The organism is Nocardia veterana NBRC 100344, assembly GCF_000308855.1.
Classification (GTDB): domain Bacteria; phylum Actinomycetota; class Actinomycetes; order Mycobacteriales; family Mycobacteriaceae; genus Nocardia; species Nocardia veterana.
Map to the genome: position 1 here is coordinate 1 of NZ_BAGM01000201.1, position 14,355 is coordinate 14,355.

Consider the following 14,355-nt stretch of genomic DNA (forward strand, 5'->3'; position numbering starts at 1 on the left):
GTCCTCTCGAGCGTTCTTTAGATACTAATTGGTATCTAATATCGACCACGGTAGCGCGGGAGGATAAGATACTCAAGTGGATCTAAAGGCGAGTCAGGTCACAGCGGAAGATGGTTCGTCCGCAGATACCGCCCCGAGCGGCCGGACCGGCGGTGCCACGCGGCGGCGCGGGGCCCGTCTCGAGGCGGCGATTCTCGAAGCGGCATGGTCGGTGCTGACCGAAGGCGGATACACCGGATTCACCTACGACGCGGTCGCCGCCCGGGCGGGTACCAGCAAACCGGTGCTCTACCGGCGCTGGCCACAGCGCGAGGAGCTTCTGCTGGCCACCCTTGCCGAGCACTGGCCACGCATCGAGGTACCCGATACCGGCAGCCTGCGCGAGGACGCGATCGGCTTCCTGCGGGCCGTCAACGCCGACCGCGGGCGCAACATCGTATTGATGAACGTCCTTCTGGCGGACTACTTTCTGGCCACCGGAACCACCTTCGGACAGTTGCGCGCCGCCCTGCGACCCGACGATCCGACGCCCCCCTTCGAACGCATCCTCGCCCGCGCCGTCCGGAGCGGTGACCTCCCCGATGCGCACTGGCCGCCGCGCATCGTGAACCTACCGTTCGACCTGCTCCGCCACGACCTGCTCATGACACTTCGAGCGGTACCCGACGCGGCGATCATCGAGATAGTGGACCAGGTGTGGCTCCCCCTGCTCCACACCTACCGGCCGCCCCGGCAACCCGAATGACATCGAGCACAGCCCGCACCGAAGTCGCCGCCTGTCGTTCAACCCCGCGTTGTTCCGAAGCCACACGACCGCAACGTATTTCGTGCACCATTGCTCGGCGGGTTCACTGCAACGCAGCGTGGGCGACTCGGCTTCGACAGCGGTATGGATCGGTCGACGTCGCGCTCGGACGCTTCCCGATGCTGGCGTCCGGCCGGCCGAAAGGTGTTCGCCATCGGCACCAGCGCCACCCGATCGCGAGAGCGTTCTGGATCGAATGCTCGTTGGAGCGAAACATGTTGCCGTACAACATGATCGCTGCACCGCGCCCTGCGGTGAGCTACCCTTGACATGTTGGCCTTCTGGTTGCCATGCGAGGGGTCGTTCCAGCTGTTGGGTGGGGAGCGAGCAACTTCAAGGGGGGAGCGCCCGTGCTGGTCGTCGACGTGCGAGCGGATGCGCCGTAGGCGGACAAGGTGGCAGCCGGTTGGCCGCGGTCGTGCAATGTGCCCAGCGTGGCGGTAGCGAGCGGCGTCATGCCCGGCCGGGGCAGGCGCGGGCAGGAAGGACGGGAGCCCGCATCCCTGCCCCGCTCGTTCGGCTGCGGAGCCGATCGCCCGGGACGCGCTCGACCGGCTCCTGTAGGCATTCCCGGAACAGACCTCGGCGGTGCCGCCCCGCCAGTTGCGGTGGCGCCCCGGCCCGTTCCGTCGCGGGCTCGCGTCGATACCCGCGCCCCTCCCCCGAAAGCCGGCCGATCCTTCTGCCCGGCAACCCGTAGTCAGAGGTCCCGTACTCAGAGGTTCAGAACGGAGTTTGCATGACCAGCCATACAGACCCCATCGTGCTCAACCCCGAAGGCTCCGACATTCAGGGAGAAGTCGCGCTCATCTTGGAACGGGGACCGATCGTGCCCGTGGTGCTCCCGGGAGGGCTGCCGGCATGGTCGGTGGCCGATATGGCCAACCTCAAACAGATCCTCGCCTCCGACAACGTGTCGAAAGACCCTCGCCGGCACTGGCCGGCCTACCGAGACAAGAGGATCGGCGCCGAGTTTCCCCTCATCAACTGGGTGAACACCACGACGATGTTCACCTCCTATGGCGTCGACCATCGGCGCCTGCGCTCGTTCGTCCTCCCCTCCTTCACCAAGGCTCGAACCGACAAGTTGGAACCTCGCATCCAGGAGATCGCCGACGACACGGTGAAACGGCTGGCGGCCGCGCCGCAAACCGAAGTCGTCGACATCCGCCAGGAGTACGCCTATCCCCTTCCGCTGCAGGCGATCAACCTGCTGATCGGAGTTGTCGATCACCTCGTCCTCCCCCTTCGGGAGTGCGTGGACGGAATTTTCGACGTCCGGGCGAGCGCGGACGAGGCGGCAGCGAACTTCAATCGGATGATCGGCCTGCTGAAAGAACTGGCCGACTACAGCCGGGACCACCCTGGAGACAACATGGTCAGCTCCCTGGTCGCCAACGCCGATGACCCAGATGTCGACTTCTCCGAAGAAGAGCTGATCGGCACGCTGTATCTCATCATCAACGCTGGTCACGAGACGACGGTGAATCTCATCGACCAGGCGATCTTCCAGCTTCTCACCCATCCCGAACATCGGGCCGCAGCGCTCGACGGCAGTGTGAGCTGGGACGAGGTCATCGAAGAAGCACTTCGGCTGGAAGCCCCCGTCGCCCACGCGCCCCTGCGCTACGCCGTGCGGGACTTCACGCAGGCGGGCGTGACGATCAAGGAAGGTGATCTGATTCTCGCCGGTTTCGCCGGCCCGGGCCGCGACCCACAAGTCCACGGCGAGAACGCAAACCAGTTCGACCCGCGACGACCGAACAAGGACCATCTCGCGTTCGGATACGGCGCGCACCGCTGCCTCGGCTCCGCACTGGCCCGGATGGAGGCACGAGTGGCGCTGCCGACGTTGTTCGAGGCGTTCCCGGGCATGGAACTCGCCGTCTCCCCCGACGAGCTCGAATCACTGCCGGGCATCATCTCCAACGCGCACCGCAGTCTCCCGGTCTTCCTCAACGGACAGTGAGCATGGCAGCGCATCACCGGCTCGCACCCTGACCCCGTCCCCGATGGCGGGCGGCCGCCCAGTGCAGACACCGGGGAGGACCGAATGTGCTCGGCATTCGCGACAGGCCGCGAATCCGGCTGGTATTCCAAAACATTCCCGCCTCGGGACCTGCGGCGCACCGGGCTCGCCCTCTGGGCGGCGGTCGAGGCGCCCGCCCCCTACGCGACCGATGCCGTGGGCGACTCTCGGTGGAAGTGGGGGTGTTCTCACGGGATCCACCGCGTCGATGACGAGATGTTCGCCGCCCTCGGCGATGATCGGTAGATGACAACTACTCAGCCCCCTCGGCGGCAGCTCGGCTGGAAACGGGCTCTGAAAGCGGTCGCCGCGATCGCGATCACCGTTGTGTGGGGGTTTGCCGGCCTGATCCTCGTCACGATCAACGCGTTTTCCGCCGGCTGCGACGTCAGGCAGACCTGGGCCGGCCCCAAAACGGCCGACCACGCCACCGGGGCCCTCGTCGTCGGACTTATCTGGGTTGCCCCCTTCGTCGTCGCCGCCGTGCAACGCCGCACTCGGCTGAGGCTGGCTCTGGTCGGCCTCGCAGTCGTGGTGACGGTCCTTGCCGTAGCCAACAGCGGCTGCGTGGGTTTCGCCTGAACCAGGCCACCCCGCTCGGCCCGTTCATCGTGGGACAGGGTTCATCGTGGGACAGGGGCGGTCGCGACCGCACACCGAGCCGTCCGGACGCGTCGAGGTATCGATGGTCGACAGCCGACGGCTGTGTTCTGCCCTCCGGCACGTCTCGGATACGTCGAGCGCGGCGTCGCCCGATCGGAACACACCTCGCGCGGCGGCCCTGCACTCACCGGCCGCCGCCTACCCGCTCCGACAGCCCGTGTCCGCTTCGGTCAGTGCAGCGAGTTGCGGATCTTCGTGACCAACGCGACGCCCAGTGCTTCAGCGGAATAGGGGTCTTGGCCGGTGAGCAGTTCGCGGTCCTCCACCACCTTGCTACCCATCGGCATCGCGGTCTGTTCGACATGCGCACCGCGCGAGCGCAGCAGTTGTGCCGGATCCACCTGCAGGCGACCGTGAAAGCGCCGCGCCACCGGAATGGTCGAAAGCAGGGTATCCACAACCGTTTTGAAGCACGTCATCCGATAGCCGTCGTAGATCCAGCGTCCATCGATCTCCGGTGCGGCGGCGAGCGCGGCCGGCGCATGGCAGATCAGCGCGGTGGGGCGTTGCTGGTCGTGGAAGTACCGCAGAAGCGCACCGAAGTCGTCGTTCGTCGCATCCCCGGTGAAGGCGTCACGGTACAACAGATCGACGAGCGGAGCGTGGCCCCCGGGGACGAACACAGCGTCGAACCCGGCGAGCCGTGCGGTGTCGCGCGCGAGGTGCTCCAGTCGCGCCGGGGCGCCGAGCCCGAGTTCGAGCAGTCGCGTGTAACTGCTCAGTGCCTGGTCGCGGGCCGACCGAGAGAAACCGAAGTACATCAAACTGCACGACGTACCGTCGATGGTGGGGACCCTGCCGCCCGGGGTCGCGAACGACAACTCGAAGCCGCGTCGAGCATGGCAACAGTGGGTTCGATCAGCTCACCCAGGTACGTGCCGGTGGGGTCGCTGCCACCCCCGCGCAGCGGGATCCGGTCGGCCGCTGAGACGACCACCAGCACCCGCGGGACTCGGCCGGCAGCGGCCGGCGACCCGAGCGGAGAATTCATCGCGCCAGCTCCGCGACGACGGCTTCGGCGACCGCGCGAGCGCTGCCCGGATTCTGACCGGTGATCAACCGGCCGTCTTCGACAACATAGGTGTCGAACGGTTTGTCGGCAGTGCTGTAATTCGCGCCGAGCTTCTTCAGCTCGTCCTGCAGACTGAACGGCACCGCATCATCACGCTGCGCGGCCTCTTCTTCGGGCCAGGAGAAGCCGGTCACGTTCTTGCCTTTGATCAATGGTTCGCCGTTACCCAAGCGGACTTTCAGCAGGCCGGCCGGGCCGTGGCAGACCGCCGACACGATCCGGCCGGTGTCGTAGAACTTCGCGGTCACCGCCGCGAGATCGTCGCCTCCGAAATCGAACATCACACCGTGCCCGCCGGTGAAGTAGATGGCGTCGTAGTCCTCCACGTTCACCTCACCGGCTTTTATCGTGTCATCGAGCAGATCCATGAATTCTCGATCGCGATAACGCTTGTCGGTGCCCAGCTCACCGAGCACCTCATGAGCCAGACTTTCGGGATCGATGGGCACGAATCCACCGGACGGACTGGCAATGTCCACCGCATAGCCGTGCTCGGTGACATAGTCGTAGAAATGGGTCAACTCCCCCAACCACAGGCCCGTGCGATAACCGACCTTTTCGTACTCCCCCACATTGGTCACGACCACCAAGATCTTGTTCGCAGGCATACGAACCTCTCTTTCAGCAATGAGCGGAGCATGCTGGCCGACGTGTTTGTCGAGTGTTGCGTCAGGTCCTCACGGCCCCTCGACCCAGGGGCTACTCGCGGGGGTACCCGGGCAAGCCCGGCATAACCTCGGCCCGACGTCCCGCGATGGTGTGATGCCCGAGCCGTCATGCCGGGCGGATCCGGACACCCTTGCCGCGCCGATTGCCGTTTCTCGCTGTCGTTCAGCGGCAGCGTCTACTGCCGAAATTCCGACGCTGCGACAGATCCGGAATGCTGACCGATCGCCGGGCAGATCGCAAAGGCGTTGGGCTGCACGGTCATCGGTATTGCCGGCGGCCGGAGAAACGCTCCTGGATCGCCGAGCATGCAGGCCTGGATGCCGTCCTCGACGTAGTTCCGCCGGGAACCTGGTGCGGTCGCGGCAGCGAAGAACAGGGGCACGGCAAGCATCAACCGGCCACTGCGACCGCGGTGAGCTTGCTCGGCGATCCAACGGTCCGCCTCCTCACGGGTGACGCCCCTCGCGGCGCACGCCTTCTCAGCGAGTCCTGAAAACATGGGCACCATCAGCTCGTCGACGAACACCACAGTGCGAACCTCGACCGCGACATCGACGAACCCGTTGTCCAGCAACAAGTTCCGGTAGCTGCGAGCTACCCGGGGACTGACGACGGCGCCTGCCCGGGCCGTCACGATCCGGTAGGTCAGATCGGGATCGTCGGAGTCGATGATGAACGATTCCCAGTCCTGTCCCACCAAGACGACACGTCCCCCGGGAGTGAGCACTCGCCGGGCTTCGGTGAGCGCTGCGGCCGGATCGGCGAGTTCGTGAAACAGCTTGTCAGCACGGTAGCCGTCCATCGAACGATCCTCGAGCGGCAGCGCGGTCGCGTCGCCGAACCGGAAGTCGGGCCCGGGCCACCGCTCTCGCGCCACCTCGAGCATCCGCTCAACTGGCGTCGACCCCGACCGCGACGAGAATGTCGGTACTCCCGTGACGCTGCCGGCCGATTCCACGATCCGGCACGGCGCGCGATGCTCGCGGTATCGGGTTGTGGGCCGAGCGATCCGGAAGGCCGATGAGTCAGGCCGAGCCGACGGCGATGAGTTGCTCGGCGGTGCGGCGCGGCTCGTCGACCGCCGTGCATTGTGTCAGCGCCTCGGCGAGTACCGCCGTCGCCTCCGGCGGGAGGTCGTCGAGATCGATGACGGGAAGGAGCAGCAGCAGTTGGCGCTCCCGGCCGAATCCGTCGTTCGACTCCGCGGCGGACACTACCTCGGACCACGAAAGAACTTGCCCGGCAGCATCTTCGGTGCTCGCTACTGTTCTGGAGCGCCCCTCGGCCGGGTCGTGCAGAACGAGGTCGATGGCCAGGTCCCCCGGGATCGTGCGGTAGACGACATCGACGCGGCGCCCGCTCGGCAACGACACCGTGAAGGCCGGCCAGTCCTCGGCCGCCCAGAGGGCCTCGTCGAATGCCGCCGCGGCGTCCCAGTCGGGACCGAACAGCAGCTCCTCCAGCTCGGGGTCGCGAAAGAAGGCTCCCAGGTAGGAGATCCAGAACAGAGGCTCATCCAGGTACTCCGGATGCCAACTGTAGGGGCCGCCGCCGTAGCCGGATATCTCCTCGTCGGGACATGCGTCGATCACGGTGCGAATCTAGTTTCCGGCACCGGGCCGGACAACCGAGCGGACTTCCCTACGCTGGTGCCGTGATCGAAATCGCCTCGAGGGCCCGCCGGTTGCCCGCGCCGCGGCACATCATTTGGCAGTCGCTCACCCAGCCTCGTCGCCCGCAGGCCCGCCCCTGGCTCAACCTGCTGTCCGATGAAATCGAACCCGGAATCCTGGCAGTGGACGAACCGACGAGAGTGGTATGGACATCACTGTGGCCGAGCCGACCCGACGACCAGGTGCACTTCGAGCTGACGACCGTTCGCGACGCGGAGACCCTGCTGCGGTTCACCTTGCTGACCCCGGGCCGGGCCCCCGACCCGAGCAAGACCGGTCACCTTCGACGCCGGCTCAACCAGCTGCTTTTCGCCGATCTCCGGACCTCCTACGGTCAATAGCCGTCCGAGCCCGAGCTACTACGTCGGTACGTGCGTCACCGCGTCGGCGCCGAGGCGCTGGGCGAGGAAGTGCGCAGCGCGGTCCAGCGCATCGTCCACCTCGTCCAGCATGCCGGCGAACGTTTGGAAGACGTGCGGGACATCGGCGGTGACGTCCCGGTCCGCCACGTCGGTCCGAAAGGCCTTGGGCCCGAGGCCATCTCGGGCCGTCGATGCGTCACCGCCGGTCCCGTGCGCCGGGCCGGGCAGCCGGCCATCCGGCGGCGCGTAGAACATCGACCGAGCTGCGGTAGGCCTGCCGCGCAGTGGCGTAAGGGTCCTGGGCGTCCAGCTCGTCCGAGACAACTTCGACCGCGATCGGTGCCCGTACGTCATGGCTCGCGAGTCGGCGCAACATCGGAATCAGTGCGGCTGCGCCGTGACCCGGCAACTTTCGGAAATGCAGCGCCTCACGGCGAAGGTCGGATAACGGGTCGGGCAGGGTGTCACACAGTTGGATCGCCGCCACCCGCTCCGCCGGAATGGCCCGCAGTTCGGACTCCGGTTCCTCGGCGGTGTGGGCGCGCTGCCAATGCCACGCATCGATGAGGAGCCCGGCGTTGTCCGCCCCGGACGCCGCTATCACCCGCCAGGCGGCGGTGGCGGAATCGATGGCGGCATACGGCATGTACTCGAGGGCGACGCAGGCGCCCGCGCCGGCGGCGCGCGAACACAATTCGCGTAAACCACGCGCGAGGGTGCCGAGGGGGAAATGCTGCGACATGGTCGTGTGAATTCTGGCCGCACCCAGTTCGGCGGCCATTGTCAGCACAATGCGGTCGGATTCGAGTTCGTCCTCGGAGTATGCGGCCGGGTCCGCCCAGTGCGCGGCCAGCTCGACTTCGTCCACCCGGAGACCGTGCTCGGCGATGACAGTGGAGATGTCCGCAGGCGTCGGACCCGCCGCCGACGCGGCGCGGTAATGCTCGACCGAGAGACCGATACCGGTGAAGCCGGCGGCCGCGGCCGCCGCACATCGCGTCCGAAGGTCCGCGGTCCGCAAGGTGAGATCGCTGAGGGTCAGCGAATAGCCGCCATGGGTGCTGAGCGGCGGGACGGCCGCGCCATCCCTCGGTTCGCCAGTGTCCACACCGTCGGTCTACCCGGCTACCTCCGATGAAACATTCGCACGGCGAAAGACTGCGCGGTACCCGGCCGGCCGGATATGTGCCGGCTCGTTCTCTTCCCGACTATCGTTGTACCGCACCGTTTTTCCGGGGCCTCATCCCTCGCCGGCGCTCTCACGCACTCGCCGGACGATTCAGGATCAGGTCACCGGCGCGGGCGATGACCTCTTCGCGGGTGCGGCCGGGGTGATCGGCGGCCAGGAAATGACTGCCGATGGCGGCACAGAAGGCGAGCAGACTGCGGGCTTCGATCTCGTCGGGATCCGAGCAGACCGTCCCGATCGCGTCACGCAGCAGATCCATGCGCCGGTTGTCGACTCGACGCAGGCGTTCGGCGACGGCGGCGTCGCGGCGCGCCCAGTCCCGGACGGCCAGATCGATGGGAAGTAGTCGGTCACTGGAGAAGGTGAGACGACCCGCCAGCCGAGCCTTGTCGAGCGCACCCCCGCCGGCCCGCGCGATCTCCTCGAGCACGTCGTCGACCGCTTCCCGCTCCCAGGTGTCGAGCATCGCCGTCAGCAGCGCATCCCGGTCGGCGAAGTAGCCGTAGAAGCCCCCCTTCGTGACACCCAGCCGCTTGGCGAGTGCCTCGACCCGCACGGCATCGACGCCCCCGGCGGCCAGCGCCCCCAGCCCCGCGTCGATCCAGGACTCGCGCGGTGTACGTAGCGCGCCCATGACGTGATCCACCTCACTTCAGCATTGTACGGCACCGTATAACTGGACTAACGTCTCCAATTATACGAGGCCGTATAACCACACCGAGGACGATGCCATGTCCAATCCACTCCCCCGCACGGCGCATACCGAAAAGCCTTGGCGGATACACGAAATCGCACCCGACTTCCGGTTGCACGACGTCTGGGCCTTTCGGGCCCCGGGTGCCACGCCCGACGATTTTCCGCTCGCCCTCGGCATTCTGCGCGGCGGTGGCGGCCCGCCGACGAGTGCGACGCCGACCCGCCTGCTGTTCGCGGTGCGGTGGAAACTCGGGGCGCTCCTGGGCTGGGACCGGCCCGGCGCGGGTCTCGGCGGCCGGGTCCGGTCGTTGCGGGACCGGTTGCCCGACGATCTCCGGGATTCGGTACGGGCAACCCCGATGAACGACAGTCCGTTCACCCCGCTGTACGCACTCCACGACGAAGCAGCGCTGGAGTTGGCGAACAAAACCGTGCACGGGGTAGCACATTTCGGCTGGGTCCCGGCGCGCGACGGGTACGAGTTGCGCATGGCGGTCCTGGTCCGGCCGAACGGCTGCCTCGGCCGGCTGTACTTGGCCGGCATCGAGCCCTTCCGGCTGCTGATCGTCTATCCGGCGATGGTGCGGCGCTGGGATCACGCATGGCGCCACCGTGATTCGATCACGAGCGTCGACGCCGGGCGCGCTACCGGGGAGGTCCGATGATCGCGTGGGCGGGGCGATTGATCGTCGCCTTCGGCGTCGCCCACACCGCCCTGGCACTCACCTGGATGCGGGCCGCCCGGTACGCCGGCGACTGGTTCAGCGGCGCGCTGTGGCACGACGACCTGGCCGCGATGAGCGCCGCCAACAGCGCCCTGTGGTTGTCGCTGGACAGCTTCGGCGTACCGCTCGTCCTGGTCGGGCTGACCATATTGTGGCTCGACCGCCGCGGCATCGTCCCGCCCGATTTCATCGCCTGGACCCTAGGCCTGTGGACCGTCTTCGGCGCGGTGGTTCTGATCCGCACGCCATGGCCGGTCATGGCGGTCGCGACCGGCCTGCTGATCGCCGGTAGCCGACGGGCCGCCTCGCTGCGAGCAATTCCTGAATGAAAGGCCCAGATCATGGTGCACCCTCACAACCGCTGAATCAGGAGAACCATGTCACCGATCCCGAACCGCATCGCTCTCGTCGCCGCGCGCCGGCACGCCGACATCGTCGACCGGGCGGCCGTCGCATGCCGCGCTCGCCTGGCCGAGCACGGATACCCCGATGTCGAGGTGGTCGAAGCCCCGGGAGCGTTCGAAATACCCTTGCGCATAAAGCGATTGGCGGTCAGTGGTGAGTACGCGGCACTCGGCGGATGCGCATTGGTGGCCGACGGCGGCATCTACCGCAACGACTTCGTGGCCGCCACCGTCGTGGACGCACTGATGCGGGTTCAACTCGACACCGACGTCCCCGTATTCTCCGCGGTGCTCACCCCGCACCACTTCCACGAGCACGAGGAGCATCTGGAATACTTCTCCCGCCACTTCGAGGTCAAGGGCGCGGAGCCGGCCGACGCGATCGCGACCACTCTGGGTCCGGTCGCCGTCCCCGCCTGACCCCAGATCCTGCGTCCCGACCGGTGCCACAGCCGTCTTCGCCGGACCGGGACACCTTGGTCGTGAAATCACCACGATCGGCGCGAGCACCACTCGAAGCTCTGAGCCGCCGCATCACCGGCGAGCTCGAACTCGGACCGGTCGGACGGTTGCGGATTCCTGGCCATGCGGCGAAAGACCGTGGGGGGATACCGACTTCCGGCCGAATTACCGGTACCGCCGGGCCGCCGCCAGCGGCCCGGTGCCGTGTGGTTCGCGCTCGGCCCCTACGGGAGGGTGGTGGCGGACATGAAGTTCCACAGTCGATCTCGCAGGTCCTCACCGGCCGCGCCGGACGGCCACTGGTGTGCCTGGCGGTTTTCCACCCGGTACTGCACCGAGGTCCCGTTCCGGCACGGTCCGTAATCGGCCGTCCTGCCGAAGGTGTCGCTGGACTCCGCCGGCGGGACGGGGCAGCCGTCGCGGCCGACCCACGCGTCGACATTGGCCACACCCACCAGCGGATCGGAGATCGGGTCGATCTGTCCCTGCGCGATACCGACGGAGATCGGCCGAGCGGGTCGACAGAGCGACCCGAGACTGGGAATCAGCAGGGTGGGGTTCGGGAGAGTGGGATCGGCCCCCTCCCAAGAGGTTACGTCCGCGAAGACATCGGAAGCATCGCACGCCATCCGCTGCGACATGATGCCGCCGTCGGACCAGCCGCTGCTGTATACCCGCCGGGTGTCGACGCACCAGGTCGCCTCGATGTCGGCCACGACCGCGCGCAGGAACCGGACATCGATCGAGCCCTGCTGAAACTCCCAGTCGTTGCCCACCAGACCGTTACCGGGATCCAGCGGCAGATTGTTCGCGTTGCCCTGCGGGTAGGCGACGATGAAGTGGTGCGCGGCGGCGTACGGAGTCCAGCCCGACACCTGCTCGAATTCCGCCGCGTTGCTGGCATTTCCATGTTCGGCGAGCAACAGCGGCACCGAGGGACCTGCCAGGCCGGCCGGCACGTCGAGCCGATAGATCCGGGTACCGATCGTCCGCACGACGGTGCCCGCTGTCGGCGCCAGGCTGCACTGCGCCGCGACGGTGCGGACTCCGTCGCGACCGGCGTGTGCCCCCGGCAGCGACGTGACGACCGCGGCGACGACGGCCACGGCCACGGCCAGTTGAATTGCGAGAGCGCGCATACTTTCCCATCATCGAGCCGGCGACGGGCAGCAGCCTACTGTGGCCGGTTGCCCCGCAGTGGTAAACGGCGGAATCGACACGCCCGGCAACCGATGCGCGGGCCGCCGGGCGCACCTGACGAGCGGTTCAGACTCGTTCGTAGGTCCCGGTGAGCCGTCCACGTGCGATCACGTGGCCGCGGATGGCTTCGAGGACCCGTCTTTTCGTCACGCGGCGCCGTGCCGGGTCCACCGTCTCGTCGAGGGCGAAGAGCTGGAAGATGTAGCGGTGGGGCCCGTGACCGCGGATCGGCGCGGGACCGAGGTAGCCGGATTTCCCGATCGACGCTTTGCCGACGGTGAACGATACCTGCGCGCGATCCGCAGGCCGCGACAGCGCACCGGCTTCGACTCCGGAGGTCTCCGGCCCGATATCGGTGACGACGCAGTGGACGAACGGCCGGGGCAGTGGCGCGTCCGGATCTTCGACCAGCAGGACGAGTTCACGTGTGCCGGAGGGAATGTTGTCCCAGTTCAGCGGCGGCGAGACGTTGTCGCCCACACCCGGGCCGGCGTGGCGGTCCGGGATCGGTCCGCCGTCGGCGAAGGCGGGGCTGGACACGATGATCGTCTCGGGCGCGTTCGCGACACCGGGATGGTTCCAGGCGAGTTTTCCGGTACCGGCACGAAAGCGGTGCAGCAGGTTTGTCACGGTAGGTGCCTTTCGGTCGGGTGCGGGCGGCTTCGCTGCGGTGTGGCCTGCTGGTCGTGCGATGGGCCGAGCCCGGGCACGAAGTGAATCGTTGTATCAGTGGATGTGTCAGGTGGATATCAGGTCGATGTCAGCCGGTCCGGCGACGGTAGTGGGGTCAACGGCGCAGCGGCCCTCGAAGGGATTGCCGCACAAGCATTTCGAAGGAGACACCACCATGGCCACCATCACCCTGACCGACGCGGACAAGGGCATTCTGCGGACCGCCGCGTACGGCGCCGTGTCGCTGCTTGCCGCCACCGGCACGCCCCATCGGTCCGCCACGAATGCCTCCATCGCCCTGACGTCGTCGACCGGTGTCGTCGGCCATGTGCTCTCGGCGAAGTCGTCCGACATCGTACTGGTCGGCAAGACCGTCGCCGCGCTCGCGGACCAGGTGCTGCCGGCGCTGACTGCGGCCGTGAATCTGCTCACCGCCCAGGATCCGGCCGAGGCCGCCAACTTCCGTGACACCGTCCTGACCGCCGTCGAGGCCGCCGCGACCGAGCCCGGTCCCGCCACGGCCGCGATGGTCGGCAAGATCACCGCAGCGCTGGACGCCGGAGCATCCGGTGCGAACAGTACGGCGCCGGAGGCGGCTACCGGGCAGGATCGCCCGGAACTGCGCAAGGCGCTGGCGGACATCGTCGCCTCCGGTCTCACCGGAATCACGCTGCGCGTGCACGACGAGCGGGGCACCTGGGCCGATAGCGCCGGGGTGGCCGCGCTGGGCACGACCGCGAAGCCGCCGATCGACGGGCACGTGCGCATCGGCAGCAACACCAAGACCTTCGTCGCGACCCTGGTGCTGCAACTGGTGGCCGAGGGCAGGCTCGCCCTGGACGTTCCGGTGCTCGACTACCTGCCCGAGTTCGCGCTCGACGAGCGGATCACGGTGCGAATGCTGTTGCAGCACACCAGCGGAATCTTCAACTTCACCGGGGAGTACTACCCCGACGCAACGATGGTGCCCGGAATCCCCGCAACCACAGCGGGTAAGGAATGGGTCGACAATCGGTTCAAGACCTACCAGCCGGACGAGCTGGTCCGGTTGGCGCTGTCCAAGCCCGCGCGCTTCGAGCCGGGCACCGACTGGAGCTACTCCAACACCAACTATGTGCTGGCCCGACTGCTGATCGAGAAGGTCACCGGCCGCCCGGTCACCGAGGAAATGCAGCGGCTGATCCTGGGGCCGCTCGGGTTGACCGGCACCGTGGTCCCGACCACCCAGACCGAGATCCGTGCGCCGCACGCCCACGCCTACTACCGCTACGAGGACGACGGGCAGGAGATCACCGTCGATGTCACACGCCACAACCCCTCCTGGATCTCCAGTGGCGGTGACATGATCTCCACCAGCCAGGATCTGCACACCTTCATCTCCGCCCTGATGAGCGGCAAGCTCCTGCCGGCCGAACTGCTGACCGAGATGTGCACCCCGCGCCCGACACCCATCCCGAACATGGGCTACGGCCTGGGAGTGTTCGTGCAGCAGACCGACTGCGGCACGGTGATCACGCACAACGGCGGCGCCGCGGGCCACGCGGCGCTGATGTTCAGCACGCCCGACGGCCGCAAAACCCTCACCGCCACACTGAATTACGTCGACGATGCCGGTCTGTCGCTGGCCGCGGCATTCCAGCAGGCGACGCAACGTCTGGTCGCCGAGGTGTTCGGCGACGATCGGACCGAGCCTGCCGCACCGACTCGCTGAGAGGAGCCACGCCCCACCGACCC

General features: G+C 67.3%; 17 protein-coding genes. 8 read left to right on the plus strand and 9 right to left on the minus strand.

The genetic code is table 11. The features are described from left to right. Nucleotides 1–76: 76 nt before the first annotated feature. The 3 genes from ON37_RS27660 to ON37_RS27675 all read left to right on the plus strand — a co-directional run bounded on the left by ON37_RS27660 (nucleotide 77) and on the right by ON37_RS27675 (nucleotide 3,416). Nucleotides 77–745, plus strand: a complete 669-nt coding sequence (locus ON37_RS27660; protein WP_040723670.1) for a TetR/AcrR family transcriptional regulator — start codon at nucleotides 77–79, stop codon at nucleotides 743–745. A gap of 799 nt (nucleotides 746–1,544) precedes the next feature. Continuing rightward, nucleotides 1,545–2,774 (plus strand): cytochrome P450 family protein, encoded by a 1,230-nt coding sequence (locus ON37_RS27665; RefSeq protein WP_040723671.1) that lies wholly within the window; start codon nucleotides 1,545–1,547, stop codon nucleotides 2,772–2,774. 306 nt (nucleotides 2,775–3,080) lie between these two features. Beyond that, the gene (locus ON37_RS27675; protein WP_040723674.1) at nucleotides 3,081–3,416 is read left to right on the plus strand and encodes a hypothetical protein; all 336 of its coding nucleotides are present in this window, start codon (nucleotides 3,081–3,083) and stop codon (nucleotides 3,414–3,416) included. Nucleotides 3,417–3,667: 251 nt separating this feature from the next. Here the strand turns inward: ON37_RS27675 and ON37_RS27680 are convergent, their stop codons facing one another. From ON37_RS27680 to ON37_RS27695, 4 genes are all read right to left on the minus strand, one after another. Beyond that, on the minus strand, nucleotides 3,668–4,258 hold the full coding sequence (locus ON37_RS27680; RefSeq protein WP_051032187.1) for a DJ-1/PfpI family protein: 591 nt from the start codon (nucleotides 4,256–4,258) through the stop codon (nucleotides 3,668–3,670). Between the two features lie 226 nt (nucleotides 4,259–4,484). Then, a complete protein-coding gene (locus tag ON37_RS27685) occupies nucleotides 4,485–5,177 on the minus strand; it encodes a type 1 glutamine amidotransferase domain-containing protein (RefSeq protein ID WP_040723675.1) in 693 nt (230 codons plus the stop codon). Nucleotides 5,178–5,413: 236 nt separating this feature from the next. Then, nucleotides 5,414–6,124, minus strand: a complete 711-nt coding sequence (locus ON37_RS27690; RefSeq protein WP_083893337.1) for a methyltransferase domain-containing protein — start codon at nucleotides 6,122–6,124, stop codon at nucleotides 5,414–5,416. A 139-nt stretch (nucleotides 6,125–6,263) separates the two neighbouring features. Next, nucleotides 6,264–6,830, minus strand: coding sequence for a hypothetical protein (locus tag ON37_RS27695; protein ID WP_051032188.1), 567 nt, complete (start codon nucleotides 6,828–6,830; stop codon nucleotides 6,264–6,266). A gap of 62 nt (nucleotides 6,831–6,892) precedes the next feature. Between ON37_RS27695 and ON37_RS27700 the strand changes: the two genes are divergently transcribed. Beyond that, complete coding sequence (locus ON37_RS27700) at nucleotides 6,893–7,252, plus strand: SRPBCC family protein (RefSeq protein WP_040723677.1); 360 nt, start codon at nucleotides 6,893–6,895, stop codon at nucleotides 7,250–7,252. An 18-nt stretch (nucleotides 7,253–7,270) separates the two neighbouring features. Here the strand turns inward: ON37_RS27700 and ON37_RS33225 are convergent, their stop codons facing one another. The 3 genes from ON37_RS33225 to ON37_RS27715 form a co-directional block, all read right to left on the minus strand. Continuing rightward, nucleotides 7,271–7,420 (minus strand): hypothetical protein, encoded by a 150-nt coding sequence (locus ON37_RS33225; RefSeq protein ID WP_210742543.1) that lies wholly within the window; start codon nucleotides 7,418–7,420, stop codon nucleotides 7,271–7,273. A gap of 49 nt (nucleotides 7,421–7,469) precedes the next feature. Further along, on the minus strand, nucleotides 7,470–8,381 hold the full coding sequence (locus tag ON37_RS27710; protein WP_051032189.1) for a sugar phosphate isomerase/epimerase family protein: 912 nt from the start codon (nucleotides 8,379–8,381) through the stop codon (nucleotides 7,470–7,472). A gap of 151 nt (nucleotides 8,382–8,532) precedes the next feature. Then, entirely contained in the window at nucleotides 8,533–9,096 is a 564-nt protein-coding gene (locus ON37_RS27715; protein ID WP_040723699.1) for a TetR/AcrR family transcriptional regulator, read from the minus strand. A gap of 97 nt (nucleotides 9,097–9,193) precedes the next feature. Here ON37_RS27715 and ON37_RS27720 point away from each other — a divergent pair, with 97 nt between their 5' ends. The 3 genes from ON37_RS27720 to ON37_RS27730 are packed head-to-tail and all read left to right on the plus strand — an operon-like array spanning nucleotide 9,194 to nucleotide 10,707. Then, nucleotides 9,194–9,823, plus strand: a complete 630-nt coding sequence (locus ON37_RS27720; protein ID WP_051032190.1) for a DUF2867 domain-containing protein — start codon at nucleotides 9,194–9,196, stop codon at nucleotides 9,821–9,823. Then, complete coding sequence (locus ON37_RS27725; protein ID WP_040723681.1) at nucleotides 9,820–10,212, plus strand: DUF6463 family protein; 393 nt, start codon at nucleotides 9,820–9,822, stop codon at nucleotides 10,210–10,212. The genes ON37_RS27720 and ON37_RS27725 overlap by 4 nt, the downstream gene beginning before the upstream one ends. A 48-nt stretch (nucleotides 10,213–10,260) precedes the next feature. Then, nucleotides 10,261–10,707: a 6,7-dimethyl-8-ribityllumazine synthase gene (locus ON37_RS27730; protein WP_040723682.1), complete on the plus strand. Its 447-nt coding sequence runs from the start codon at nucleotides 10,261–10,263 to the stop codon at nucleotides 10,705–10,707. A gap of 266 nt (nucleotides 10,708–10,973) precedes the next feature. On the opposite strand, the gene ON37_RS27735 is transcribed toward ON37_RS27730, so the two are convergent. Beyond that, nucleotides 10,974–11,888, minus strand: coding sequence for a CE1 family esterase (locus ON37_RS27735; protein ID WP_051032191.1), 915 nt, complete (start codon nucleotides 11,886–11,888; stop codon nucleotides 10,974–10,976). A 127-nt stretch (nucleotides 11,889–12,015) separates the two neighbouring features. After that, nucleotides 12,016–12,579 (minus strand): YbhB/YbcL family Raf kinase inhibitor-like protein, encoded by a 564-nt coding sequence (locus tag ON37_RS27740; RefSeq protein WP_040723684.1) that lies wholly within the window; start codon nucleotides 12,577–12,579, stop codon nucleotides 12,016–12,018. 217 nt (nucleotides 12,580–12,796) lie between these two features. On the opposite strand from ON37_RS27740, the gene ON37_RS33930 reads away from it, so the two are divergent. After that, nucleotides 12,797–14,332: a serine hydrolase domain-containing protein gene (locus tag ON37_RS33930; protein WP_245553541.1), complete on the plus strand. Its 1,536-nt coding sequence runs from the start codon at nucleotides 12,797–12,799 to the stop codon at nucleotides 14,330–14,332. Nucleotides 14,333–14,355: the final 23 nt, after the last annotated feature.